The sequence below is a fragment of the Pseudoalteromonas sp. MMG005 genome, assembly GCF_018101015.1.
GTDB classification, from domain to species: domain Bacteria; phylum Pseudomonadota; class Gammaproteobacteria; order Enterobacterales; family Alteromonadaceae; genus Pseudoalteromonas; species Pseudoalteromonas aurantia.
Window position 1 is genome coordinate 41622 of the sequence record NZ_JAGJEK010000025.1, and the last position, 25638, is coordinate 67259.

Consider the following 25638-nt stretch of genomic DNA (forward strand, 5'->3'; position numbering starts at 1 on the left):
TATAGGTCGATAGCTTGTTTGAATAATCACTAATTATAAAAGGCATAAATTTAATGGGTATTGAGTTCGCGGTGCTCACACTAAATATGATAGTGCTGGTCATTGCCTATGGATTACTGAACCCAAGCTTTGCTGGTAATTGTTTACGTAAGATATTGATGCAAGATGTAATGGCACTCAGTGTATCGCTGCTTGTAATTGGAACAAGCTTCATGAACACAACTCTTAACTTCACCTTACTCGCATTTAATGTAAACTGGTTTTGGTTCACCTTACTGACGTTTATCATATTACAAGTACCTATGTTCATTTGGTACGCTAAACGATGGCAAGTTATGTTTTCCCGATAGTTACAATCATGAAAAAGGCGCCTAACGGCGCCTTGGCTTTTCTTTAATTTACATTACTTTTGGACAATCTAACCATCTGGCACGACTGCACGCCCTATGGTTGGAAATACGTTATATTTCAGTGTGGTGCCACAAAGAGTCAACAATTTCACTAAAAGTGTTTGCCTGCTTTGCTTGATTTAATGGTCGTTTGATCATTTTTGACAAATTAATTAAGTCAAAATATCCACAAAGCTGACCATTCTCTTCATCGGTTACTAATAAATATTCATGACCTGCACTTTCCATCGTCTTTAAAATATCACCAATTTGTAACTGAGTGACAATATGGCTTGATATGCTATGTAATTGTGGCAAAGTGATCATGACTTGAGATACTGTAAGCTCGTGACGTTTGAGTCTTAACTTAGTTGCTATTTTTAATATGTGACGACTGGATAAACGCGCTCTTGAAATCATACCTTGTATTAAGCTTTGCTGATCAATAACAAAACTCGTACGTATATGCGTTTTATCTAAAATGAGCGCAGCCTCATTTAAATTAATACTTCCTTCGATCACTTGCGCTGGTATTACGTTGAAGCAATGCATAGCCTGAAATGCAGGACTGTCTAATGACAACTGAGCGTCATTATGTAACAACCAATCAACTTGGTCATATTTAGATAAACTTTGAGTGTTAATTGAAGTATAAACTGACATACTACCGCCTATTAATAATTTAAGCTGACAACAAAAATGAATTATGTTTTTTGCTTAAATTGTAGGCGGTGCTCGTATTATATAAATCGTATGCTTATCAAAACTCTGTGTTACTAAGCACGACTTATCACACTCAGGATATTGAACATGGTTGGGTTGCAAAAGTTCTGAAGCCGTGAATTCATCTGGCTCAATCTCGCTCTGATTGGATTCGTCAAAAATAATAAGCTGTTGCTGATAACTTAATTCAGTGGACGCATAACCAAGCGGTGCGTTTGCTATTAAACATAACAATACACACAACACAGATATAATAAACCACCTAGGAAACTGCACGTTTATAAAGCTCCAAGCTCAAATATAAATGACTTTCAACCTTGTAGAATAGTGTATGGTCATCACTCGTGATAAACAAGCCTCTACCATCAATAAATCTCGCTTTGATGACGTAGCAGAATATAGAAAAACAAATAAAAACATTAATTTCATAATATTAAGACAAAACCTACAGCCCTAAACCCCGATTCCTGCAACAGTTTGTTACTTAATTAGGCATACTTCATACATTGACTAAGATATACTTGGCGACAAATATATCTCTTAAACTTTCATTGAGGTGTCAAGTGCAGTTAGCCCAAGGTATGGAATACTTTTTTTCCGGCTTTTCTTTAATTACGCAAAAAGGTCTAAAGCGCTTTGTTTTTATTCCTCTGCTAATTAATATTTTACTCTTTGGTAGTTCATTATTTTTCCTATACGATTGGCTCGTCGACGGGTTTAATTATCTAAATACTCTATTACCAAATTGGTTAACCTGGCTAGAGTGGCTCATGTGGCCTATTGCAATATTAGTCATATTGTTCAGCTACTCCATGATATTTACTGTTATTACTAACTTTATTGCGGCCCCCTTTAACGGCTTATTGAGTGAAAAAGTTGAATTACATTTGACTGGACAGCCAGTAAATGATGACAACCTAGCGGATACATTTAAAGATGTTCCACGAATGTTCGCGCGCGAGTGGACCAAACTTTGTTACTATATACCACGTGCCCTCGGCTTTTTTATTCTCCTGTGGATTCTGCCTATTTTTGGCCAGATTTTATGGATATTATTTACCTGTTGGATGTACAACGTACAATACAACGATTACCCTTTCGATAACCACAAAATCCATTTTAAACAAATGAAAGCTGACTTAAAAAGTAAACAGGGTCTTTCATACGGATTTGGTTTTGCTGTTTTTATTTTAACTTCTATTCCATTTATCAACTTAATTGTCATGCCTGTCGCTGTGTGTGGGGCAACACGATTATGGGTTGATAATTATCGAGTTAACTATCGTTAACCCCCCTTGAACTGGCACCGGTATGATGTCAATTCAATTGTCATCTATCCCTCATCAACTTGTCACTTTAAACCTATAATTTATTTGCATAAATTATCAAAGAGTGACAACTATGCCTATTAGAATGATATTCGCAGTATCTACTATCGTACTCGCGGGCTGTGCCAGTGATAACGATACTATTAGCACTGAGAAAGTAACTGTAAGTACTCCGCACATCGAAAATAATAATAAACCCACAACAATGATAAATAATGTCCAAGTTGGAGCCCGGCCACAATTTTTAGTAAACCAGCTTTCTAGCGGAGTACTAAAAAGTAAGCTTGATGCATGTAGTAATGGACCATTTTATAAAACCGATTTTTCTATCGGCCACCGTGGTGCGCCTTTGCAATTTCCTGAACATACTAAAGAGTCTTACATCGCAGCGGCCAAAATGGGAGCTGGTATTGTAGAGTGTGACGTTACATTTACCAAAGATAAGGCCCTGGTGTGTCGTCACTCTCAATGTGATTTGCATACGACGACCAATATTCTTACTATCCCTGAACTTGCTGAAAAGTGCACTCAACCGTTTACACCCGCAGATCCAACCACTCAGAGTCTTGCTTCTGCAATGTGCTGTACGTCAGATATCACTCTGTCTGAGTTCAAACAACTTTCAGCTAAAATGGATAGTGCAAATAGCCAAGCAACAACGATCAATGACTACCTCAATGGCACTGCAAATTGGCGTACTGATTTATACGCAACTCAAGGGACCCTATTAACCCACAGAGAAAGTATTGAATTATTTAAGTCTTTAAATGTGAAAATGACACCTGAACTTAAGTCAGCAAGTGTTGCAATGCCATTCAATGGCATGACCCAAAAAATGTATGCCCAAAAAATGTTAGATGAGTATCATGCTGCAGATGTACCCGCCAGCCAAGTCTTTCCGCAATCATTCAATTTAGAAGATGTAAAATACTGGCTAGAGCATGAACCTGAATTTGCACAGCAAGCTGTATTTTTAGATGACCGCTATAATAGCGCTGGCTTCAACCCACCTAATGCACAAACCTGGCAACCAAGCATGACACAGCTTGTTGATGAAGGGGTAAAAATCATCGCTCCACCATTATGGGTGCTCGTAACACTAGATAATAATAACCAAATTGTTCCTTCTGATTACGCTATCGCTGCTAAGCAAGCCGGATTAAAAATAATCACATGGACATTAGAGCGTTCGGCGTCGCTTGAACATGGCGGTGGTTGGTACTATCAATCTATCAAAGATGCGATAAACAGCGATGATGATGCGCTGATACTACTTGATGTGCTCGCGCAGCAAGTGGGGGTTATTGGCGTATTCAGTGATTGGCCAGCAACGACAACTTACTACGCAAGTTGTATGGGTATAAAACAAAGCCAGTAGACGTATATATGTCAGAACATAACAGTATCGCTGTCGCCGTTATGTTCTGAGTGAGTTCATCACCAAACTTATTTGGATAGCTTCTTTACTTGAATATGAACGGTTATTTCTTCTCGATCATGATACAAGTGCTTTGCTTGTAAACGATAATCAACGCCGTACTCAGCCAGCTCTTCATGAATAAGCGTTAAGCATTCATACACAGTGTCAAAACGCTTTTTCATGGGTAATTTAAGGTTAAATATCAACTCTTTTGCATACCCATTGACTATCCAATCTAACATCAAGTTAGCGACTTTAAGCGGTTTTTCTATCATATCGCATACTAACCAAGTCACATTTTTCTTTTCCGGCAAGTATTTGAAACCATCAACTGTGTAATGCTTAACTTGGCCAGACTCCATTAATGCATCATTCATTGGCCCATTATCAATTGCGGTAACAAACATGCCTCTACGTACTAATTGGTACGTCCACCCACCAGGACAAGCGCCTAAATCAACCGCGCGCATTCCAGGCTCAACTCGCCCTTCGCTCTCACTTTTGCCAATAAACACATTAAATGCCTCATCTAGCTTTAATGTTGATCGGCTTGGTGCATCACTTGGCATACGCAAACGTGGTATCCCCATAAAAAATGGCGAGTTATTCGAGCTAAACGAATAACCTACATACGCAGTATCATTGCTTAAAAACAATACATGTAACACTGGCTTTGTTGGTTTGTGATCACGTGTTAATTTATTTTGCTTTTCTAAACTCTTGGCTAATGGTGTTGAGAATTTCTTGCAGAATTTGGAAAGTTCTTTACCACTATTTGTGTCTGGAGTTTCAACTCGTAAATCACCACAAAGCGGAAAATCGCCCACAACGGCTTTAATCTCACTAACACGGTCTTCAACTGGCATATTATTCAGCAACACACCGGCAAACCATTGACGAGCAAAGACTAAACTTTTGAAGTCTACTTTTTTTACAAGTAGCTCTGCTTGTTGGGGGTCAAAACATTCAAAAATAACATAACCTGTATTCGGCTTCGCTTTTACATATCCGGCGACAGCTTGCAATGCGGCATGATGGTTAATTTCTGCAGCGGCATCACTTTCAAACCCACTGCGGCAATAAATAACGACACTTGACATTTGTGCTCTCTTTTAAAATGAATGTTTCGCGATTTTATAAATCAATACAGACCAACCAGCCAAAAAACACAACCCACCTATTGGGGTTATTGGCCCTAGCCATTTCAAGCCTGTTATCGATAGTAAGTATAAACTTCCACTGAATAATACTATACCTACTATAAAGAACCAACCTGCTGCAGACACACTCACCCCCCACCGAAGCAGCATAGCAACCGCAACCAGTGCCAAACCATGCGTCATTTGATACTCTGCCGCTGTTTTAAAAACGCCAATTGAGTATTCGCTCACATAGTGTTTCAAGCCATGCGCTGCAAATGCACCCAATGCGACTGACAGCAGACAGAAAATACCACCAGCCAGCAAATATAATTTAATCATGGATCACTCCTTTAATAAAATCGGCAGTCTCTTTAGCCGCTTTCAATAAATGTGACTCTTCACTGAATCCACTTTTTTTACGAGGCTTTAAAGAATGATCGCCATCTGCAAACCAGCATAATTGAATAGGCTCCACAAGTCCCATCGCTTGTACTTCTTCATACATACCAAATGTGTCTCTCTCCCCCTGCAAAATTAGAAACGGGCATTCTATTTGCGTAAAATGCTCAGTCCTTAATTTTTCTGGCTTTCCAGGTGGGTGAAATGGGTAACCCATCGCTATTACACCTCGCACAGGTTGTGCTGTTTGTACCGCCAACATGGATGCCATACGCCCGCCCATTGACTTACCACCAAGGAACAAAGGTATACCCGGCGTTATATGCGTCAGAACCTTTTCATAGTAGGCTAGTAGCTTCGGTGCCCTGTCAGGTGGTCGACGCTTTTCCAATTGTTTTGCCAATTGCATATATTCAAAGTTAAATAGCCCAACCTGAATATGATGCGCGCACAAGTGCTTGGCCATCGTTTGCATAAACTCGGAATCGGAGCCCGCACCCGCTCCGTGTGCAAAAATAAGCTGCGCTATTGCTGGTTGCTGCGATTTAAACCACTCAATCATCGTTATATTTGTTCCTGCTCAACCATACTCAACATCCAGTCTTTAAATGATACAATTTTCCCAAGCTCCGCTTGGGATTCTCTGAGCACTAAATAGTACGCATTCTTACTTTCAAGACTATGGCTAAAAGGAATAATTAGCCGTCCAGCATCTAAATCAGGCTTAGCCAGCACACTGTTGCCCAGCGCCACACCTTGTCCATGTATGGCTGCTTGCAATACCATAGATGAATGACTAAATATCGGGCCTTGATTTACTTGAACATTACGGACACCCGCCGTTTTCGTCCACGCCTTCCAAGCTCGTCGAGTCATATCGTGTAATAACGTATGATGCTCTAAATCACTCGCTTGATCTAAAGGTTTTGGACCACTTAGCAGCAATGGACTACACAAAGGCACTAAGTATTCAGTATGTAACTTATGAGTTTGCACACCACTCCAATGACCTCGACCATAGTATATTGCGACATCTACATCATCAGTTAGTGAGTTTTCATCATGATCTTGAGCCTTAATCCGTACATCTATTTCAGGGTGTAATTCATTAAACTGACTTAATCTAGGTACTAACCATTGAATAGCGAAACTTGGTGTTAAACTCACTGTAATCGAGCCTTTAGCCCCTCGCGCAAGCAGTTTTTCTGTTGAGTCTATAAGCTGAGAAAATATTTCCTTAATATCCAGAAAATAGCCTTGACCTTCTTCTGTTAATAACAAGGAGCGGTTTTTTCTTAAAAATAACTTTAAACCTAAGTGCTCTTCTAATATTTTAATTTGATGGCTTACAGCGGCCTGCGTAACAAATAACTCTTCTGCTGCTTTAGTGAAACTCAAGTGTCTTGCCGCAGCTTCAAAGGCCTTAAGAGCATTTAGTGGGGGAAGTCGTCTCGACATGAATGCGATGCCTTCGTTAAAAAGCAGCTCATAGAGCTGCCATGATTATTATTATAAATCAGCTGCGCTTGTGTCTAAAGCAGGGAAGCTTTTCACCAACTCATCAACTGCTTTCATCTGCTTCAAATACCCTTCAAGTTTTGCTAATGGTAATGCACATGGTCCATCACACTTTGCCTCATTTGGGTTTGGGTGTGCTTCAATAAACAATCCTGCTAAACCCAAAGCCATGCCACTGCGAGCAAGCTCTGCGGCTTGAGTTCTGCGACCATCAGCTGAATCCTCACGCGCACCTGGGCGCTGTAATGCATGAGTTGCATCAAAAATAACAGGCGCCATATGCTTCATGTCATCCATACCTAGCATATCGACAACTAAGTTATTGTAACCAAAGCTACTGCCACGCTCACACAAAATAATTTTATCGTTGCCTGCCTCATTTAGCTTGGTAATGATATGACGCATTTCACGGGGTGCTAAGAACTGCGGCTTTTTCACATTAATAACCGCGTCAGTTTTAGCCATAGCCACAACCAAATCAGTTTGACGTGCTAAAAACGCTGGTAATTGGATGATATCGACAACTTCTGCCACAGGTGCAGCTTGATGAGGTTCATGAACATCTGTGATTAGAGGTACATTGAAAGTTCGCTTAATTTCTTCAAATATTTTAAGCCCTTCGTCCATTCCAGGCCCTCGATATGAGTTAATTGAAGAACGATTCGCTTTATCAAAAGACGCCTTAAACACATAAGGAATATTTAACTTCGTTGTCACTTCAGCATAGTGTTCTGCGATGGTCATCGCTAAATCGCGAGACTCTAGCACATTCATACCACCAAACAATACAAACGGTTTGTCATTCGCCACTTCAACATTGGCGACCTTAATTAATTGCGTATTCATACTCTTTCCAACTTAACTGCCTATTATGCGTAATAATTGCCCGCACAACCAAGCCATATAGGTACCTAGTGCATAGCCAAGTACCGCTAATAAAACTCCAACTGGTGCCAAGGCTGGGTGAAAAGCCGACGCAACAACTGGCGCAGATGCTGCCCCACCTATATTCGCTTTACTTCCCACCGCCACATAAAAAATAGGTGCTTTAATAATCTTAGCGACAAGAAACAATAAACCGATGTGTACAGCCATCCATATCAAACCAATCACGACATATTTTGGCGCTTCAACAATTTTAGTAATATCCATATGTAAACCGATGGTCGCAACCAAGATGTACAAAAAGCTGGAGCCAATTTTAGATGCCCCCACAGCTTCATAATTGCGTGCCTTCGTAAACGATAATGCTAAACCTATTGTGGTCACTAAAACAATAACCCAAAACAATTTACTATGTAGAGAAAACTTTTTAAGTTCTGGGTAGTGCTCCACAAAAAATGGGACCAATAAATCGGCTGCAAAATGCGCTAATCCAGTGGCACCAAACGCAAATGCAATAAGTAGCATCAAATCTTTTAATTCAGGCTTTCGTGCATGCTCTTGCTCAAACTTTTGAACTTTATCGATAAGCCTATCAATTGATGAAGTATCCGCACCTGAACGCGCATCAATTTCTTTATGTCGCCCAGCAATATAAAGTAATGCCGCCATCCACAAGTTTGCTACCACAATGTCAACCGTGACCATGATAGTAAATATCTCTCCACCAGCCCCATAAATTTCTTTCATGGCGACCATATTTGCACCACCACCGATCCAGCTCCCTGCAAGCGCTGCCATTCCTCTCCATACAGCTTCAGGACCAGCCCCTCCCAATAACTCAGGCATCGCAGCGGACGTAATTAATAGTGCAATAGGTCCACCGATTACTACGCCAACCGTGCCGGTCAAAAACATAATAACGGCTTTTTTTCCAAGTTCGGATACCGCTTTAAGATCGATACTGAGAGTGAGTAAAACAAGACAGGCGGGTAATAGAAAGTACTTAGCAACACTATAAACATCATTATTGTTGCCATCAACGATACCAAACGTATTTAGTAATGAGGGTAAAAAATAGCACATCAATAAAGCGGGAACATACTTATAAAATTTGGCCCACATACCCTCTTTTAGGTTTGATGTGTAGAAAACGAATCCTAATATTATTGAGATCAAACCCAAAATAACGGCATTATTTGTGACTAAAGCGCTGCTTTCCTGCATTGTACCCTCTCACGTTTTTATTTTTATTTAATGCAATACATGATTATGATCTGCGAGTTCAGATATTTGATGCTCAATAATATCAATTGTTGGATCATCTGGACATTCATCAACAAAATACTGTAAGTCTTCTTTGGCCATCTTAGGGCAGTTAATTTGGTTCAGTAAGTATCCTCGATCTCTTCGTTCGTAAGGATCATCCCCTAGCATGCCCATGAGTAGCTCTACACAACTTAATGCGTGACCAAACTTATCCGCAGCAATAAACGCCCATTTTTGCTGCGCTAAATACAGTTTAAAAGCTTCATCACCAGTAACTATTTCCAGTGGTTCGTCCTGCTTTTCCTGCTCATTTTCAGGTACTATATACCAAGTTTGTTGACCACTACAGGGTTCGACAATATATCCTTCATCATAGCTAAAGCCGACGTGAACCATTACCTCACCTTGCTCCATCGCTAAATTTGCAGCTAATCCAGCGCGCTCTAAAAGGTGGCAAAGCACAATAGACAAAGCTGTTGGTGAACCACTGCGCATTTTTAATACATAACACACACTATTCAGCTGATGCTCTGGTGCATTTTGTTCACTACCACAAAAAAGCCACTGTGTATAAAAAGCATCAAGTACTGCACTCAAGCGTTGATGTAAATCAGGCACTTTATGACTGATTTGATCAACCTGCAACTCTAATTCGGCTAATTGGCAATAGCTATGTTCCAGTACAGCTTGCGCATCCCAATGCGATTCAGCACCAATACAGCGTAATAGTGTTTGTTGCGATATATAATCTTGTGCTCTTTCGCGCTCTTCAAACCAAGTATCAGTCATAACTACCGAGTGTTCTCATTATTTTTTTTAATCGAACGGCTAGTTTACCACTTTTTAGAAAAGACCCAAGCATGGAAATTACCGCCAGTACAGTACACATCATAGTAAGGGGTTGATTGTTGTTATTTGTTGAAATATAAGAGTATGCATAAACAATATACGATCATTTATGCATCAAAGGGTTACAATATAAAGCTTGATTTTGAACCGGCTAAATAGCCAACAGCAAGTAATGCACAAACCGCGATTAATAAAGTACTCACTTGAACTCGTTTAGTTTTAGCCTTTGCACTTACAATACCCGCAGCTATATATACCACAACTAAAATAATTTTTTCCATTAACCAAGGCTGGTTGACCGGATTTAAACTAGCAAATACAGCTAATACAACCGCGGATACGAGCAATAATGTATCTATACTATGGCTCGCAATAAAAACGCCTTTATGTGCAGCGAGTTTACCGGTTCTCAATCGTGAAAACGCACGCGTAAAAAACAATAAGATACTTAAAACAGCAAACATGACATGTGTATGCTTTAGGGCAATATATTCCATAATTTCTCGTTGTTATATGTGTTTAATCAGGGAAGCGTACTAAAATCGCTTCTAGATCTTCGATGATTTCATTAAATGCATCAACCAATTTCGGGTCAAAATGTAGCCCTTTTTGTTTATTTATTTCTTCAACAACCTGCTCTGCCTCCCAGGGCGCTTTATAACAACGCTTATGTCGTAATGCATCATAAACGTCTGCCAGTGCAACAATACGACCAAATACGTGTATGTCTTCCCCTTTCTTTCCTAAAGGATATCCAGTGCCATCCCATTTTTCGTGATGATCTCTGGCAATAATTGCGCCTGTATTTACAATCTCACGACGAGAGTCTTTTAAGATCTGAAAACCTTTATCCGTATGGGTTTGCATAACCTTCCATTCATCATCACCCAGTTTGGCAGGTTTATTTAAGATTGCATCCGGTATACCCACTTTACCAACGTCATGTAAAGGAGAGGCCATTCTCACCAACTCCGCTTCTCGGCTACTTAATCCATACGCTTGTGCTAACGCATAACAAATATATGCCACGCGCTTGACATGATTACCCGTTTCTGTAGAGCGCAACTCTAGAGCTTCACTGAGTCGATAAACAAGCTCTTGTTGTGTATCTTCTATTTCAGCCTGCAACTGCACATTCTCATAAGCCAACTGTACATTTTGCGTAAAGATTTTGATTAAGTGTTTTTGTGTATCTGTTAAAAACTCAGGGATCCCTGAGATAAATAACATAGAGCTATGGTTATACTCACTTGAGCAATAAGCAAAGAGATAATTATCTTTATAAATAATACCTTTTTGCTGCAATGCCTCATTACACGCCGCTAACTGCTCAGGTTTAAGTACTTCAGAAATTGGCTTACCTTCAGACTCTTCAAATTCCCCACGACCGGTAAAAACAATCAGTTGATCATTCTTTTGATAAGGTTCGTTACTTGCAACCAATGATGTGGCATAAATAGCCTCGTCAACGGTTCCCAACAAAGATGTAAGCTGTTGCATTACCCCTTTGATGAAATGCTCTATTGAATGTGTTGCAAAAATATCCCTCGACGCACAAATAATTTTTTCTAACCCTTGCCGAGATTGATCTATTGCTAAAATATCGCGGTATGAACGTAAGCTCGACATCACCACTGTAAATAGTTTTTGCGCGGTTAATTCAGTTTTTGATTTATAATCATTGATATCATAATTTACAATAACTTGCCGTTCAGGTGCCTGCCCTGGTTGGCCTGTTCTTAATATAATTCGAATGTGATTATTTTTTGCTGTTTCGCGAATATACTTCGCCACCTGCAACCCTGCGTCATCAGTTTCCATGACAACGTCGAGTAAAACAATGGCTGCATCTGGATGATCAATTATCACTTTGCGCGCTTCTTCACCAGAATACGCGCTGAGAAATTCTAACCGCTTTTTCTGAAATTCAAAGTCACTCAATGCCAATTTAGTAACTGCATGTACTTCAGGTTCATCATCAACAATTATGACTTTCCAAGTGCCACTGGCTTCTTGTTCAACCACTTCATTTGGCTCATCTGAAAACAAAAAATCATCCATTGCTTGCATCCTTTAAACGCACTGTTGTTATAGGGGTAAATTCTTACTTAGGCCAAGTCGCTAAAGTAACACGATCACAGCCTGACATATCTTTTATAGTAAGTATATTGGTATACGCCATTTGTGCAAAATACTGCTGCAATTTAATAGCTTGCTGGTAACCATGTTCAATTAATAAAACGCCACCTGGTTTTAAGTGATCGCGGCCTTTATCAATAATATTTTTTATGTCAGACATTCCTTCATCTAACGCAACCAGTGCGGATAAAGGCTCAAAACGTACATCACCTTGCGTCAGGTGTATATCGTCTGCTTCTATGTAGGGTGGGTTACTAACAATTAAATCGAAGTGCTGTCCAGCGACAGACTGATACCAATCGCTTTGCATAATAGTAACATTTTTAATTGCTAATTTACGTTTATTGCTTTGCGCTAATGCAACAGCATCATTAGAAAAATCAACCGCGGTGATCTGCCAAGCTGGCATCTCCGAAGCCAACGCTAGCGCTATTGCGCCCGTACCAGTGCCTAAATCAAGTACTTGTGCATCTTCAGCGAATGTGAGGCTTAATACATACTCCACTAAAGTTTCGGTATCTGGTCGAGGGATCAAAGTACTGCTGTTCACGTTTAATGGTAAGCTCCAAAACTCCCTCTCACCAATAATATGTGCAACTGGTTCCCCTTTTACTCGTCGCGCCACAGATTTTTTAAACTCATTGTATTGCACATCTACCAATTGTGCGTCAGGCCATGCAAATAAATAACTTCGTGGTTTTGCAAGTATATGGAGTAGCAATACTTCGGCATCGAGCTTAGCGGTATCTGATAAATCAGCAAATTCCGAGGTGGCCCAAGCTATCGCTTGGGCTACGGTATAGCAACTCACAGTTATTCATCACCCATTGCTGCAAGTAAATCAGCTTGATGTTCTAGCAATAGAGGATCAACGATGGCACCTAATTCTCCGGCTACTATTTCATTCAAACGATACAGTGTCAGGTTAATTCGATGATCGGTAATACGGCCCTGAGGATAATTATACGTTCTTATTCGCTCAGAACGGTCTCCGCTTCCAACTAAATTACGGCGCTCTGACGCTTCAGCAGCTTGACGTTTTTCATCTTCAGCTTGTTGTAAACGCGCTCCTAAGACTGACATAGCTTTAGCACGGTTTTTATGCTGAGAACGCTCATCTTGACATTCAACAACAACACCGGTTGGAAGGTGGGTGATCCGTATTGCAGAATCAGTTTTATTAACATGCTGACCACCAGCACCAGAGGCACGGAATGTGTCCACTTTTAGGTCGGCACTATTTATTTGAATCGCTTCCGCTTCTGGCACCTCGGCCATAACTGCAACAGTACATGCAGATGTATGAACGCGACCTTGAGATTCAGTTTCTGGAACGCGTTGTACACGATGCGCCCCTGATTCAAACTTTAATTTACCATAAACGCCATCGCCACTAATATTGGCAATCACTTCACGGTACCCGCCGTGCTCACCTTCATTAACGCTGATTATTTCTATTTTCCACTTTTGCGTTTCAGCATAACGACTGTACATACGGAATAGATCTCCCGCAAAAATAGCCGCTTCATCACCCCCTGTACCAGCACGCACCTCCAAAAACACGTTGTTATTATCTTTAGGATCTTTTGGCAACATTAACACTTGTAGATCATCTTCAAGCTGAATAATAGATGCTTTCGCCTCTTTATATTCTTCTTGCGCCATTTCTCGCATATCTGGATCCGAATCTTTTAACATCTCTTCAGCTGTTGACACATCTTCTTGTGCTTGCTGATACGAACCAAATGTTTTAACAACACCTTCTAACTCAGAATATTCTTTTGACAATGCTCGAAAACGATTTTGATCGCTAATAATACTGGGATCACTCAACATCGCTTGTACTTCTTCATAGCGCTCAGTTAAGGTCTCTAGCTTACGATATACAGACTCTTTCATTAACTTATTATTCCTGCTCAATTCCTAATGTTTGTTTCAGTTGTGCCAACTGCTCTATATCACCCAGCTTAGCCGCCTCTTGAATTGCGCGTGTTGGCGCATGCGTTAAGCGATTGGTAAGCTTATTGGCCAATTCCAGCAAGACTTTTTCTGATGACTTACCTGATTGTAACTGATTGAGTGCTTTATCAACCAGTTCATTTTTTACCTCTTGCGCATTTTTGCGATATTCACGAATTACATCAACTGACTGCAAAGAACGCTGCCATTGAATAAATTCCCGCGTTTTATCTTCTATTATTTTTTGTGCTTGACGTGCAGCTTGCTCTCTACTTGCCATGTTTTCACTGACAATGGTTTGCAAGTCATCCACTGAATACAAATATGCGGCATCCAATTCCCCAACCTGACTCTCAATATCTCTTGGCACAGCAATATCAATGAGTAGCATGGGTTTGTGACGTCTTTGCTTTAAAGCTTGCTCCACAACCCCTTTACCTATAATGGGTAAGGTACTCGCTGTTGAGCTAATAACGATATCTGACTTATGCAGCTCTTCTGGCAACTGGGCCAACGAAATCACATTTCCTTCAATGTCTTCAGCCAACCCCTGCGCGCGTTCAATGGTTCTATTTGCCACCGTTATTGACTTGGGATGATGTTGGTACAAATGTTTTGCAACCAATTCAATGGTCTCACCCGCACCAATCAAAAGCACTCGCGTTTTATCTAGTTTGCCGTATATATGTTTCGCCAAATTCACCGCGGCATAAGCAACGGATACTGCACTGGCCCCTATTTCAGTCTCTGTTCTTACTTGTTTAGCGACTGAAAAGGTTTTTTGAAAAAGCCGTTCGAAAGTTGGGCGAATGCCATTATGATGCTTAGCAGTATTATAAGCTTGTTTAATTTGCCCCAAGATCTGTGGTTCACCTAACACCAAAGAATCCAGTCCACAAGCAACTCGCATTAAATGATTAATGGCATCATTATTATGGTGAATATAAATATTATCACTCAGTTGAGCTTCATTAATATTATGAAAGGATGCCAACCAGCTGAGAAGCGCTTGGGAATTTTCACTCTCAAGGCTACAATAGAGCTCGGTGCGATTACAGGTCGAGACAATGACAGACTCTTTAAATTGCGCACTTTGCGCAAGTTGCGTTAGTGCATCTGATAGTTGCTCAGGCGAAAACGCGACTTTTTCGCGTAATTCAACCGATGCGGTTTTGTGATTTATACCAAGTGCGATGATGGTCATAGATGCCAGTATTGCCCGAGCCCTGCTTCAAAGCGGGCAATTTTACCAAAATTCAATCGAATATGGAAAGTAAGGAACTTCATTTGACACAATTTCATTTGATTTTGCTCATGTTTTTTTTATTTATCAGCGGATGTGCGCAAAAAATATCACCAATTAACACAGAAAATACTCAGCATTCAAACCTATTTGAGGAACATTCAGTATGGCAAGTTCAAGGAAAGCTGGCTTTTATTAGCCCAAAAGAACGCCAATCCGCCAATTTTAACTGGCAATTCGACAACGCTAAACAACATCTCATTCTCACCAGCTTTATTGGTACTCGCTTGCTTGAACTCATAGAGCATCAAAACCATAGTGAACTCATTTATGATGGAAAAACATACCTAGACGACAATAGCAGCGCTTTAATAAAACGCCTAAGCGGTTTTACATTACCAATGAGCCAAGCCCCTCTTTGGCTCTCGGCCACCGTTGAGAGTGATGCAAATGAATACGATACTCAACAACGACTAGTATCGACTACTTGGGTCGATCCACAAGGTCAAGTGTGGCACGCAAAATATCAAAAATATAGTTTACATCGTCAAATGTGGCTGCCTTCTCGGATGATATTGACACATAAAAATCTCAGTATAAAAATTCAGTTAAACACATGGCAATTTTAATATGACACCCGTTTCAATTATCGCTCCAGCAAAACTTAATCTCTTTTTACACATCAACCATCAGCGTGTTGATGGTTATCACGAGCTGGAAACCTTATTTACATTTTTAGACTTTGGTGATGAATTAACTTTCACATTAAGAAATGAAAAAGAGATCATACTTTGTGGTGATATCAGCGACATTCCACAACAGGATAATTTAATCTATAAAGCGGCTTTAGCGTTACAACCTTACAAAAACACCCCTTTAGGAATTAATATTAAATTAATTAAAAAATTACCCATGGGTGGTGGTGTAGGTGGTGGCTCTTCCGATGCAGCAACCACTTTATTAACTTTAAACCACCTCTGGCAATGTGACTTAAGCATTGCGGAATTGGCAAAAATAGGACTCAATTTAGGCGCGGATGTGCCGGTATTCATTCATGGTAAAACCGCGATAGCACAAGGGATTGGTGAAGAATTAACAAGCATAAACTTACCAAAAAAATGGTATTGTGTCGTTTTCCCAAATGTACATATTAGTACCGCTGAAATATTTACTCATCCTGAATTACCGCGCAATACTCCTAAGCTATCTGAGGATTGGAAACTGGCCGATACAAGCAACGATTGTGAAGCTTTAGTCAAAAAGCTCAATTGTGAGGTTGAAAAGACCCTGCTCTGGTTGCTAAAATACGGCCCGTCCAGAATGACGGGAACAGGGGCGTGCTGCTTTGTTGAACTTGATTCACAAATAGCCGCACAGCGTGTGCTCAATTCATTACCGTCATGCTGGCATGGGTTTGTAGCCCCGAACACCACGATTTCTCCTGCTCATACGCAGTTAGAAAACTGGTTAAAATAGTAGAAGTATATTGTTTAAGTTAGCCTGTTTTGACTCTGTCATTGCATGTTAGTCCAAAAATTCAGTGCCTGAGGAACCCTACCGTGCCTGACATGAAGCTCTTCGCTGGTAACGCAACACCTGAGTTAGCTCAAAAAGTTGCAAAACGTTTATTCATTGAATTAGGTGATGCTGTAGTTGGTCGTTTTAGCGACGGCGAAATCAGTGTTCAAATCAATGAAAACGTACGCGGATCGGATGTTTTCATTATCCAGTCAACTTGTGCCCCTACTAACGATAACCTTATGGAACTTATCGTTATGGTCGATGCTTTGCGTCGTGCCTCTGCAGGTCGTATTACAGCTGTAATCCCTTACTTTGGGTATGCCCGTCAAGACCGTCGTGTACGTTCAGCCCGTGTACCAATTACTGCTAAGGTCGTTGCAGACTTCCTATCAAGTGTTGGTGTAGACCGTGTATTAACGGCTGATCTTCACGCAGAACAAATCCAAGGATTCTTTGACGTACCTGTCGATAACGTTTTCGGTAGCCCTGTTTTACTCGATGACATGAAAGAACGTGAGTTCGATGATGTTGTAGTTGTATCACCTGATATCGGTGGTGTTGTTCGTGCTCGAGCAATCGCCAAGTTATTAAACGACACTGACCTTGCAATTATTGATAAACGTCGTCCACAAGCGAACGTATCACAAGTTATGCACATTATTGGTGACGTTGCTGGCCGTGATTGTATTATCGTCGACGACATGATTGATACTGGCGGTACTTTATGTAAAGCCGCAGAAGCATTAAAAGAGCACGGCGCCAAGCGTGTATTTGCTTATGCGACACACCCGGTATTATCTGGTGCGGCAGCTGAAAATTTACGTAACTCAGTCATCGATGAAGTTATCGTGACAGATTCAATTCCTCTGTCTGAAGAATTACGTAGTCTAGATAACATTAAAGTACTTACTCTCGCAGATATGTTGGCTGAAACTATTCGCCGTATCAGCAACGAGGAGTCTATCTCTGCAATGTTCCAACACTAATATTTATTATGTGTGACACATTCTAAGAGAATAAAAAGCACCCAAAGGGTGCTTTTTTTGTATCTATAGTTTTATTTACGCGATGCCAATGGTATAGTAGCGCGCCTTTTTTAGGTTGTGAGGTACTTGGTCGCGAGTACCTTAAAATATTAATCAAATTATTTTTGGAGACATCATGTCTAACGAATTATACACATTGAATGCCGAAGTACGTGCTGATCTAGGTACGGGTGCGAGCCGCCGCCTACGTCACGCAGACAAAGTTCCAGCGATCCTTTACGGTGCAGATAAAGAAGCGCTAGCGCTTACTCTTGAGCACAACAAAGTGATCAAAGCACAAGAAGATGAAGGTTTCTACAGCCACATCCTTACGCTAAACATCGCTGGTGAGTCTGTTGAAGCAATTCTTAAAGACATTCAACGTCACCCATTTAAGCCTAAAGTAATGCACATGGATTTCCAACGTGTAGATGCTTCTCACAAAATCCACACTAAAGTACCTGTACACTTCCTAAACGAAGATGCGGCAACTAAAGGTGGAAACACTGTAGCACACCAAGTAACTGAAATTGAAATCACATGTCTTCCAGCTGCACTACCTGAGTTCATCGAAATCGATGTAGCTGCACTAGAAGTTGGTGTTACTCTTCACCTTTCAGACGTTACTCTTCCAGCTGGCGTTACTTCAGTTGAGCTTGCTAAAGGTGCAGGTCACGACCAAGCGGTTGTTACTCTAAACGCGCCTAAAGGCGCTGCTTCTGAAGAAGAAGCTGAAGAAGCTGCAGAATAATTTTAAGGTGTCAGCACCTTGAATAATATTCAAATGCTTGTGGGTCTGGCTAATCCAGGCCCCGAATATCAAAACACACGTCACAATGCTGGTGCATGGTTCATAGAAGAGCTAGCCAGACGCTATAATTGCCAACTAAAACCTGATGCCAAATACCACGGTCTAACAGGTAAAGTACTCATCAATAACCAAGAATTTAAACTACTAATCCCGACTACTTTCATGAACTTAAGTGGTAAATCAGTGAGCAGCTTAGCGAATTTCTTTAAAATTCCTGTTGAGAATATTCTCGTTGCACATGATGAAATGGATTTAGACCCAGGTGTTGCTAAATTAAAAAAAGGCGGCGGACATGGGGGGCATAATGGCTTAAAAGACATTATCGCCAAAATGGCGAACAATAAAGACTTTATGCGACTTCGTATCGGTATTGGTCACCCTGGACACCGAGATAAAGTGACAGGCTGGGTATTAGGAAAAGCCCCTCAAGTAGACCAAGACGTTATTGATGCAGCGGTTGATGAAGCTGTACGTTGTATGGAAATATTAGCGAAAGATGGTGTGCTAAAAGCACAAAACAGACTACATTCATTTAAGCCGTAAATAACGCATCGTTATTACGGTTTTTTGAGTAACATAAAGGTTCAAAACTATGGGTTTTAAATGTGGCATTGTCGGTTTACCTAATGTAGGTAAATCCACCTTATTTAATGCATTAACCAAAGCCGGCATTGAAGCCGCTAACTTTCCATTTTGTACAATCGAGCCAAACACTGGTGTAGTACCAGTGCCTGACGCTCGTTTAGACCAACTTGCTGGAATTGTTAATCCACAGCGTATTATCCCAACTTCAATGGAGTTTGTAGATATTGCAGGGTTGGTTAAAGGCGCATCAAAAGGTGAAGGCTTAGGTAACCAGTTCTTAGCTAATATTCGTGAAACAGATGCAATAGGACACGTTGTCCGTTGTTTTGAAGATGAAAATATCGTTCACGTATCAGGTACTATTGATCCAGCAGATGATATTGACGTTATCAATACCGAGCTGGTACTTGCTGATATGGATGCCGCAGATCGCGCAGCCCAGCGTAATGCAAAAAAAGCCAAAGGTGGCGATAAAGACGCAAAATATCAAAATGATGTTTTGGTCAAAGTAAAAGCGCACCTTGATGAAGGTTTAACGTTGCGCTCATTAGAGCTAACCAAAGAAGAAAAAGATGCAATAAAAAGCATTAACTTCCTAACGATTAAACCAACCATGTATATTGCCAATGTGACTGAAGATGGTTTTGAAAATAACCCATTCTTAGATAAAGTTCGTGAAATAGCTGCAGCAGAAGACGCGGTCGTTATTCCGGTATGTGCGGCAATTGAGTCTGAGCTTTCTGAACTAGAAGAAGATGACAAACGTGAATTTATGGAAGATCTTGGTCTAGAAGAACCAGGACTTAACCTTGTGATCCGCGGTGGCTATGAACTTCTTAAGTTGCAAACTTACTTTACTGCAGGTGTAAAAGAAGTACGTGCTTGGACCATCCCTGTTGGGGCTACTGCACCACAAGCCGCTGGTAAAATTCATACTGACTTTGAGCGAGGTTTTATCCGTGCTCAAACCATCGCATTTGATGATTACATTGAGTTTCGCGGTGAAAGTGGCTCGAAAGACGCAGGTAAAATGCGTCAAGAAGGTAAAGATTACATCGTTAAAGATGGTGATGTCTTAAACTTCTTATTCAATGTTTAATTAAGCATTGAATCTTAATATAAAGGGTCAACTATGGCCCTTTTTGCTTTTTAAGTCGCGATACAGCAACACCACACTGCTAAACTATCATCTGCAGTAACACGACAACTTCTTCTTAATCGCATCAAGTTTTCAATATGCACTGTTTTTAACACAGCTAATTGCTTATTTAGACCGTTATAGTGACCAAACACACGATACATGGTAAAGCGCATACCGAAATTTGTTATAAAGGCTTATAAAAGACAGTCAACGCTCACATAAACCTAATCATCACTTTACGCTGGTCAGAGACTTTCAGTACATTATTTTACCAATACACCGATATTGATGACTTTCCTTGTAAACAGCCACCACAGAATTTTTCTGCCAAATATAGATACGCATACACTTTTTGTATAAAATCTCTTCTGTCACTTGTGTTTATTGGGCTAATTCGTTTATTTAATCTGCAAACAAACCACTGGCAGCAATTTTTTGCAAAAAAGGTGTTGACGACTTTAGACCATATCAGCATAATACGCCCCGCACCAGCAACGGTGAGATATAAAAAAGACATGGCTATGTAGCTCAGCTGGTTAGAGCACATCACTCATAATGATGGGGTCCCCTGTTCAAATCAGGGCATAGCCACCAATCTTTTTACTACCAAAATCTCATTATAAATTGCTGACGCTTTATGCGGGGGTGGCGGAATTGGTAGACGCGCTGGATTTAGGTTCCAGTATCTTAGGGTGTGAGAGTTCAAGTCTCTCCCTCCGCACCAACTTCTAGATAAGAAGTAAACTTATCAACTAAGTAATTGTTGGAATATCGCCAAGCGGTAAGGAAAGAAACAGAGGTTTTGATACTCTCTATTCTTCCCCAGATTCAATTCACTGGTTCGACGTTTGAATTGAAAGTAATGATTGTTGGAATATCGCCAAGCGGTAAGGCAGCAGGTTTTGATCCTGCCATTCCCAGGTTCAAATCCTGGTATTCCAGCCAATGGCTATGTAGCTCAGCTGGTTAGAGCACATCACTCATAATGATGGGGTCCCCTGTTCAAATCAGGGCATAGCCACCATTTACTTACCCTCTGTGCGGGGGTGGCGGAATTGGTAGACGCGCTGGATTTAGGTTCCAGTATCTTAGGGTGTGAGAGTTCAAGTCTCTCCCTCCGCACCATCTTTATTAGATGTAAAATTAGAAAGCTAATTGTTGGAATATCGCCAAGCGGTAAGGACAGAAACAGAGGTTTTGATTTCCTCTATTCTTCCCCAGATTATATTCACTGGTTCAACGTTTGAATTGAAAGTAATTATTGTTGGAATATCGCCAAGCGGTAAGGCAGCAGGTTTTGATCCTGCCATTCCCAGGTTCAAATCCTGGTATTCCAGCCACTTTCTCTACCAATGAAAGTGTTTATATAATTAAAGCTTGTAGCTTAACTACAAACCCTGCGGGGGTGGCGGAATTGGTAGACGCGCTGGATTTAGGTTCCAGTATCTTAGGGTGTGAGAGTTCAAGTCTCTCCCTCCGCACCATCTTTTAGATGTAAAACCAGAAAGTAATTATTGTTGGAATATCGCTAAGCGGTAAGGACTGAAACAGAGGTTTTGCTACTTCTTCTCGTCCCCAGACTCAAATCACTGGTTCAACGATTGAATTGAAAGTAATTATTGTTGGAATATCGCCAAGCGGTAAGGCAGCAGGTTTTGATCCTGCCATTCCCAGGTTCAAATCCTGGTATTCCAGCCACTTTCTCTACCAATGAAAGTGTTTATATAATTAAAGCTTGTAGCTTAACTACAAACCCTGCGGGGGTGGCGGAATTGGTAGACGCGCTGGATTTAGGTTCCAGTATCTTAGGGTGTGAGAGTTCAAGTCTCTCCCTCCGCACCATCTTTTAGATGTAAAATCAGAAAGTAATTATTGTTGGAATATCGCCAAGCGGTAAGGACAGAAACAGAGGTTTTGATACTCTCTATTCTTCCCCAGATTAAATTCACTGGTTCAACGATTGAATTGAAAGTAATTATTGTTGGAATATCGCCAAGCGGTAAGGCAGCAGGTTTTGATCCTGCCATTCCCAGGTTCAAATCCTGGTATTCCAGCCACTTTCTCATCATTGATGAAAGTGTATTACAATCCCATAGCTAGTAGCTTAACTACTCACCTGCGGGGGTGGCGGAATTGGTAGACGCGCTGGATTTAGGTTCCAGTATCTTAGGGTGTGAGAGTTCAAGTCTCTCCCTCCGCACCATTTTATATTTATGAAAATTAAATTCTTCCAAACATATTAATATTTTTTACTTTCTTACACATTCAGTCTTGTAATCTTTATTTTCTTTTTACCGACACAGTTTGCTTACCTGGTATTCTTATTCCTTGCCCAATAAAAACGGGCCAAAGCCCGTTATTGATTCATTCGACATATTTTTACGAAAGCAACGTTAAAAAACACCACCCATTGCGTGCCTCAATACTTGTTTCTTCAAAGGCCCAGCATTATTTGCCAGTTTTAAAGCGCTGTTTCGCAATAATTTCAAAGGTGCTAACTCATTAGAAAAGCCAAAGTAACAGGCATCCATCATGCTCATCATTGCTAAATTATCTTTTCGTCGTGCTTTTTCATAAGCTTTTAATAAAGTAAACGCACCTAAATCAGGCTGTTCCGCCAAACAATCAGCTAACGCGGCGACATCTTTAAACCCTAAGTTAACTCCCTGCCCTGCCAATGGATTAATTGTATGCGCTGCATCACCGATTAGCACCACTCGTCCTTTACTGTAACTATTAGCATGTTGGCGAGTAAGCGGAAACACCGCTTTTTCACAGACACTGAAGTCACCCGGTAACTCAAAGAAATACGCTTCAATTTGCGCTTTAAGTTGCGTGTTGTTCATCTTTGATAGTGTCGCCAATGTATCACTGTCTTGATACCATATTAAATTTGCATAAGGTGCTTGCATAGGTAAAAACGCAATGGGGCCTGATGGCTTGAATTGTTGCCATGTTTTTATTTGTTGCTCAGCATCTAACTTTATTAATATTCCCATACAACTTTGTTGATACTGCCAACCCGTAGTCCCTATATCGGCTAATTGACGTACTTGAGAGCGCCCGCCATCGGCCGCAATTAATAAGTCAGCGGCGTAACTCTTATCAGCATAATGCAAAACCACATCCTCTACACCATACTCAATCTCTGTTGGCTGACTGGTTACTTGCTCGACGCGAATACCCCACTTTTCGAATTGATGCCATAAACTAGCTTGTACTAAACTATTTTCAATTAAGTGACCTAAGTGACTCTCTGCCATATCAGCACAATCAAATAGGAGTCGATTTGAGGGTTGTTCATATGCTTCAAGTTGTTGATAAAGCGCAATCCTACTCTGACGCAATACCGGCATGGCCCCGAGTTCATCGAGTAACGCTTCTGAGAAACGATTAATGGCAGAGATGCGAATATCAACCTTATCGCTACTAAGCACATTTTCAGGAGTTATGAGCTGATGTTCTAAAACAGTCACATCTGCACCTTGCATTGCTAGTTTTACCGCTGCAGCTGCGCCAACCATGCCGCCACCAACAATCACCACCTTGTTTTTCATGCCTTTTGCCTTAATCAAATGAATGCCTTTAAATTGTATCGTAACTTACGCAGTTTTGTCCGTTTGTAATGCAGGAAATACGCTTATGTTTGATCCCAGTTTCTAAAGTTAAAAACTATACTTGGCTAGTTACGCTAGGTCATATAAAATACGCGTCCTTTAAGCTTTGTGGTTACGAAACACTGATCGCTTTGCAAACGTCAAATTGCGCGCTATGTGCTGAAGTCCGAATTGAATACGAGGCAATATTTCAATGAGTAAAAAATTGCATATTAAAACCTGGGGTTGTCAGATGAATGAATATGACTCCCAGAAAATGGCAGATCTGCTAGATGCCACTAATGGCTATCAATATACCGAAGAAGCCGAGCAAGCGGATGTCATCTTACTCAATACCTGTTCAATTCGTGAAAAGGCACAAGAGAAAGTATTTCATCAGTTGGGTCGTTGGAAACTACTAAAAGATGATAACCCTGACTTGGTTATTGGTGTCGGTGGCTGTGTTGCCTCACAAGAAGGTGAAACAATTCGTAAGCGTGCACCCTTTGTTGATATCGTTTTCGGTCCGCAAACATTGCACCGATTACCTGAAATGATCAAACAAGTACAAACTAAGCAAGGCTCTGTAGTTGACATTTCTTTCCCTGAAATCGAAAAATTTGACCGCTTACCTGAGCCTAAAGCTGAGGGCCCTTCTGCATTTGTTTCGATTATGGAAGGCTGTTCTAAATATTGTACTTTCTGTGTTGTACCATACACACGTGGTGAAGAAGTGAGCCGTCCGTTAGATGACGTCTTACTGGAAGTGGCTCAGCTAGCAGAGCAAAACGTGCGTGAAGTAAATCTACTTGGGCAAAACGTAAACGCTTATCGTGGTGAAACACACGATGGTGAAATCTGTTATTTCTCAGATCTTCTGCGTTATGTGGCAGCCATTGATGGTATTGACCGTATTCGCTATACCACATCTCATCCTGTTGAGTTTACGCCTGACATTATCGACGCATACGAAGACGTACCAGAGCTAGTTGATCACTTACACTTGCCCGTACAAAGCGGTTCAGACCGTGTATTGAACTTAATGAAACGTGGTCATACTGCACTCGAGTACAAATCAACAATTCGTAAATTACGTAAAGTGCGCCCTAACTTGAGTATGTCGTCTGACTTCATCATTGGCTTCCCAGGCGAATCTACCGCAGACTTTGAAGCAACAATGAACCTAATCAACAGCATTGGCTTCGATATGAGCTTCAGCTTTATCTACTCAGCACGCCCCGGCACGCCTGCAGCTGACTTGCCTGATGATGTCACAGAGCAAGAGAAAAAAGAGCGTCTTTACATTTTGCAAAACCGTATCAACCAAATGTCACAAGACATTAGTCGTAAAATGTTTGATACTGAGCAACGTATTTTAGTTGAAGGCCCATCAAAGAAAAACCCAATGGAGTTACGTGGTCGTACTGAAAATAATCGCGTAGTAAACTTTGAAGGCCCGCACTCAGTGATCGGTCAGTTTGTTGATGTACGTATTACAGAGGCACTACCAAACTCATTACGTGGTGATTTAATTCGTACCGAGGCTGAAATGAACTTGCGTAAAGAGGTAGCACCGTCATCTATTTTGAATCGTGCGCCTGCTGAACCAGAAGCTGATGAGCTTGGTGTAGCGACTTTTACGCCATAACGCTAATTTAAATTACGCCAGCATATGCTGGCGTAATTATTACAGGAAGCA

24 protein-coding genes and 11 tRNA genes are annotated in these 25638 nt (G+C 40.9%); 21 read left to right on the forward strand and 14 right to left on the reverse strand.

Going from position 1 to position 25638, the window contains the following annotated elements:
* Window positions 1-53: 53 nt before the first annotated feature.
* A complete protein-coding gene (locus J8M01_RS18915) occupies window positions 54-350 on the forward strand; it encodes a hypothetical protein (RefSeq protein ID WP_210998352.1) in 297 nt (98 codons plus the stop codon).
* A 111-nt stretch (window positions 351-461) separates the two neighbouring features.
* Here the strand turns inward: J8M01_RS18915 and J8M01_RS18920 are convergent, their stop codons facing one another.
* Window positions 462-1052 (reverse strand): hypothetical protein, encoded by a 591-nt coding sequence (locus J8M01_RS18920; protein WP_211058959.1) that lies wholly within the window; start codon window positions 1050-1052, stop codon window positions 462-464.
* 623 nt (window positions 1053-1675) lie between these two features.
* Here J8M01_RS18920 and cysZ point away from each other — a divergent pair.
* Window positions 1676-2401: a sulfate transporter CysZ gene (gene cysZ / locus J8M01_RS18925; protein ID WP_211050866.1), complete on the forward strand. Its 726-nt coding sequence runs from the start codon at window positions 1676-1678 to the stop codon at window positions 2399-2401.
* 112 nt (window positions 2402-2513) lie between these two features.
* Window positions 2514-3818: a glycerophosphodiester phosphodiesterase family protein gene (locus J8M01_RS18930; RefSeq protein ID WP_211058960.1), complete on the forward strand. Its 1305-nt coding sequence runs from the start codon at window positions 2514-2516 to the stop codon at window positions 3816-3818.
* A 68-nt stretch (window positions 3819-3886) separates the two neighbouring features.
* On the opposite strand, the gene rlmM is transcribed toward J8M01_RS18930, so the two are convergent.
* The 12 genes from rlmM to hemA form a co-directional block, all read right to left on the reverse strand.
* Entirely contained in the window at window positions 3887-4960 is a 1074-nt protein-coding gene (gene rlmM / locus J8M01_RS18935) for a 23S rRNA (cytidine(2498)-2'-O)-methyltransferase RlmM (RefSeq protein WP_192508195.1), read from the reverse strand.
* A 12-nt stretch (window positions 4961-4972) separates the two neighbouring features.
* A complete protein-coding gene (locus tag J8M01_RS18940) occupies window positions 4973-5341 on the reverse strand; it encodes a DUF423 domain-containing protein (RefSeq protein WP_211058961.1) in 369 nt (122 codons plus the stop codon).
* Window positions 5334-5963, reverse strand: coding sequence for an alpha/beta family hydrolase (locus tag J8M01_RS18945; protein ID WP_211058962.1), 630 nt, complete (start codon window positions 5961-5963; stop codon window positions 5334-5336). Before J8M01_RS18945 ends, J8M01_RS18940 begins: the two co-directional genes overlap by 8 nt.
* Before the next feature lie 2 nt (window positions 5964-5965).
* Window positions 5966-6859, reverse strand: coding sequence for a transcriptional regulator GcvA (locus J8M01_RS18950; protein ID WP_192508198.1), 894 nt, complete (start codon window positions 6857-6859; stop codon window positions 5966-5968).
* 51 nt (window positions 6860-6910) lie between these two features.
* The gene (gene kdsA, locus J8M01_RS18955; protein ID WP_211058963.1) at window positions 6911-7765 is read right to left on the reverse strand and encodes a 3-deoxy-8-phosphooctulonate synthase; all 855 of its coding nucleotides are present in this window, start codon (window positions 7763-7765) and stop codon (window positions 6911-6913) included.
* 12 nt (window positions 7766-7777) lie between these two features.
* A complete protein-coding gene (locus tag J8M01_RS18960; RefSeq protein WP_192508200.1) occupies window positions 7778-9028 on the reverse strand; it encodes a DUF819 family protein in 1251 nt (416 codons plus the stop codon).
* A 27-nt stretch (window positions 9029-9055) separates the two neighbouring features.
* Window positions 9056-9859 carry a tetratricopeptide repeat protein gene (locus J8M01_RS18965; protein WP_211058964.1) on the reverse strand — a complete coding sequence of 268 codons (804 nt, stop codon included), beginning with the start codon at window positions 9857-9859 and terminating at the stop codon, window positions 9056-9058.
* Window positions 9860-10041: 182 nt separating this feature from the next.
* Window positions 10042-10416 carry a SirB2 family protein gene (locus J8M01_RS18970; protein ID WP_192508202.1) on the reverse strand — a complete coding sequence of 125 codons (375 nt, stop codon included), beginning with the start codon at window positions 10414-10416 and terminating at the stop codon, window positions 10042-10044.
* A 22-nt stretch (window positions 10417-10438) separates the two neighbouring features.
* Window positions 10439-11980 (reverse strand): DUF3369 domain-containing protein, encoded by a 1542-nt coding sequence (locus tag J8M01_RS18975; protein ID WP_210998365.1) that lies wholly within the window; start codon window positions 11978-11980, stop codon window positions 10439-10441.
* 43 nt (window positions 11981-12023) lie between these two features.
* A complete protein-coding gene (prmC, locus tag J8M01_RS18980) occupies window positions 12024-12869 on the reverse strand; it encodes a peptide chain release factor N(5)-glutamine methyltransferase (RefSeq protein ID WP_211058965.1) in 846 nt (281 codons plus the stop codon).
* Between the two features lie 2 nt (window positions 12870-12871).
* Window positions 12872-13957: a peptide chain release factor 1 gene (gene prfA / locus J8M01_RS18985; RefSeq protein WP_211050855.1), complete on the reverse strand. Its 1086-nt coding sequence runs from the start codon at window positions 13955-13957 to the stop codon at window positions 12872-12874.
* Between the two features lie 7 nt (window positions 13958-13964).
* The gene (gene hemA / locus J8M01_RS18990; protein WP_192508206.1) at window positions 13965-15221 is read right to left on the reverse strand and encodes a glutamyl-tRNA reductase; all 1257 of its coding nucleotides are present in this window, start codon (window positions 15219-15221) and stop codon (window positions 13965-13967) included.
* Between the two features lie 110 nt (window positions 15222-15331).
* Between hemA and lolB the strand changes: the two genes are divergently transcribed.
* From lolB to J8M01_RS19075, 17 genes are all read left to right on the forward strand, one after another.
* The gene (gene lolB / locus J8M01_RS18995) at window positions 15332-15889 is read left to right on the forward strand and encodes a lipoprotein insertase outer membrane protein LolB (RefSeq protein WP_247671199.1); all 558 of its coding nucleotides are present in this window, start codon (window positions 15332-15334) and stop codon (window positions 15887-15889) included.
* A gap of 1 nt (window position 15890) precedes the next feature.
* Complete coding sequence (gene ispE, locus J8M01_RS19000; RefSeq protein WP_211058967.1) at window positions 15891-16736, forward strand: 4-(cytidine 5'-diphospho)-2-C-methyl-D-erythritol kinase; 846 nt, start codon at window positions 15891-15893, stop codon at window positions 16734-16736.
* An 83-nt stretch (window positions 16737-16819) separates the two neighbouring features.
* A complete protein-coding gene (locus J8M01_RS19005) occupies window positions 16820-17767 on the forward strand; it encodes a ribose-phosphate pyrophosphokinase (RefSeq protein WP_192508208.1) in 948 nt (315 codons plus the stop codon).
* Between the two features lie 175 nt (window positions 17768-17942).
* Window positions 17943-18557, forward strand: coding sequence for a 50S ribosomal protein L25/general stress protein Ctc (locus J8M01_RS19010; protein WP_210998370.1), 615 nt, complete (start codon window positions 17943-17945; stop codon window positions 18555-18557).
* Window positions 18558-18575: 18 nt separating this feature from the next.
* Window positions 18576-19160 carry an aminoacyl-tRNA hydrolase gene (gene pth / locus J8M01_RS19015; protein ID WP_211050849.1) on the forward strand — a complete coding sequence of 195 codons (585 nt, stop codon included), beginning with the start codon at window positions 18576-18578 and terminating at the stop codon, window positions 19158-19160.
* A 49-nt stretch (window positions 19161-19209) separates the two neighbouring features.
* On the forward strand, window positions 19210-20301 hold the full coding sequence (gene ychF / locus J8M01_RS19020; RefSeq protein WP_211058968.1) for a redox-regulated ATPase YchF: 1092 nt from the start codon (window positions 19210-19212) through the stop codon (window positions 20299-20301).
* Between the two features lie 559 nt (window positions 20302-20860).
* Window positions 20861-20937 (forward strand) — tRNA-Met (locus J8M01_RS19025).
* Between the two features lie 45 nt (window positions 20938-20982).
* Window positions 20983-21067, forward strand: a tRNA-Leu gene (locus tag J8M01_RS19030).
* Between the two features lie 146 nt (window positions 21068-21213).
* A tRNA-Gln gene (locus J8M01_RS19035) sits at window positions 21214-21288 on the forward strand.
* Between the two features lie 2 nt (window positions 21289-21290).
* Window positions 21291-21367, forward strand: a tRNA-Met gene (locus tag J8M01_RS19040).
* 16 nt (window positions 21368-21383) lie between these two features.
* Window positions 21384-21468: transfer RNA gene (locus tag J8M01_RS19045), tRNA-Leu, on the forward strand.
* 140 nt (window positions 21469-21608) lie between these two features.
* Window positions 21609-21683 (forward strand) — tRNA-Gln (locus J8M01_RS19050).
* 59 nt (window positions 21684-21742) lie between these two features.
* Window positions 21743-21827, forward strand: a tRNA-Leu gene (locus J8M01_RS19055).
* 139 nt (window positions 21828-21966) lie between these two features.
* Window positions 21967-22041, forward strand: a tRNA-Gln gene (locus tag J8M01_RS19060).
* A gap of 59 nt (window positions 22042-22100) precedes the next feature.
* Window positions 22101-22185: transfer RNA gene (locus J8M01_RS19065), tRNA-Leu, on the forward strand.
* A 140-nt stretch (window positions 22186-22325) separates the two neighbouring features.
* Window positions 22326-22400: transfer RNA gene (locus J8M01_RS19070), tRNA-Gln, on the forward strand.
* Between the two features lie 61 nt (window positions 22401-22461).
* Window positions 22462-22546 (forward strand) — tRNA-Leu (locus tag J8M01_RS19075).
* Between the two features lie 190 nt (window positions 22547-22736).
* Here J8M01_RS19075 and J8M01_RS19080 read toward each other — a convergent pair.
* Window positions 22737-23900, reverse strand: a complete 1164-nt coding sequence (locus tag J8M01_RS19080) for an FAD-dependent oxidoreductase (RefSeq protein ID WP_211058969.1) — start codon at window positions 23898-23900, stop codon at window positions 22737-22739.
* Between the two features lie 253 nt (window positions 23901-24153).
* Here J8M01_RS19080 and miaB point away from each other — a divergent pair, with 253 nt between their 5' ends.
* On the forward strand, window positions 24154-25587 hold the full coding sequence (miaB, locus tag J8M01_RS19085) for a tRNA (N6-isopentenyl adenosine(37)-C2)-methylthiotransferase MiaB (protein ID WP_211058970.1): 1434 nt from the start codon (window positions 24154-24156) through the stop codon (window positions 25585-25587).
* Window positions 25588-25638 lie beyond the last annotated feature (51 nt).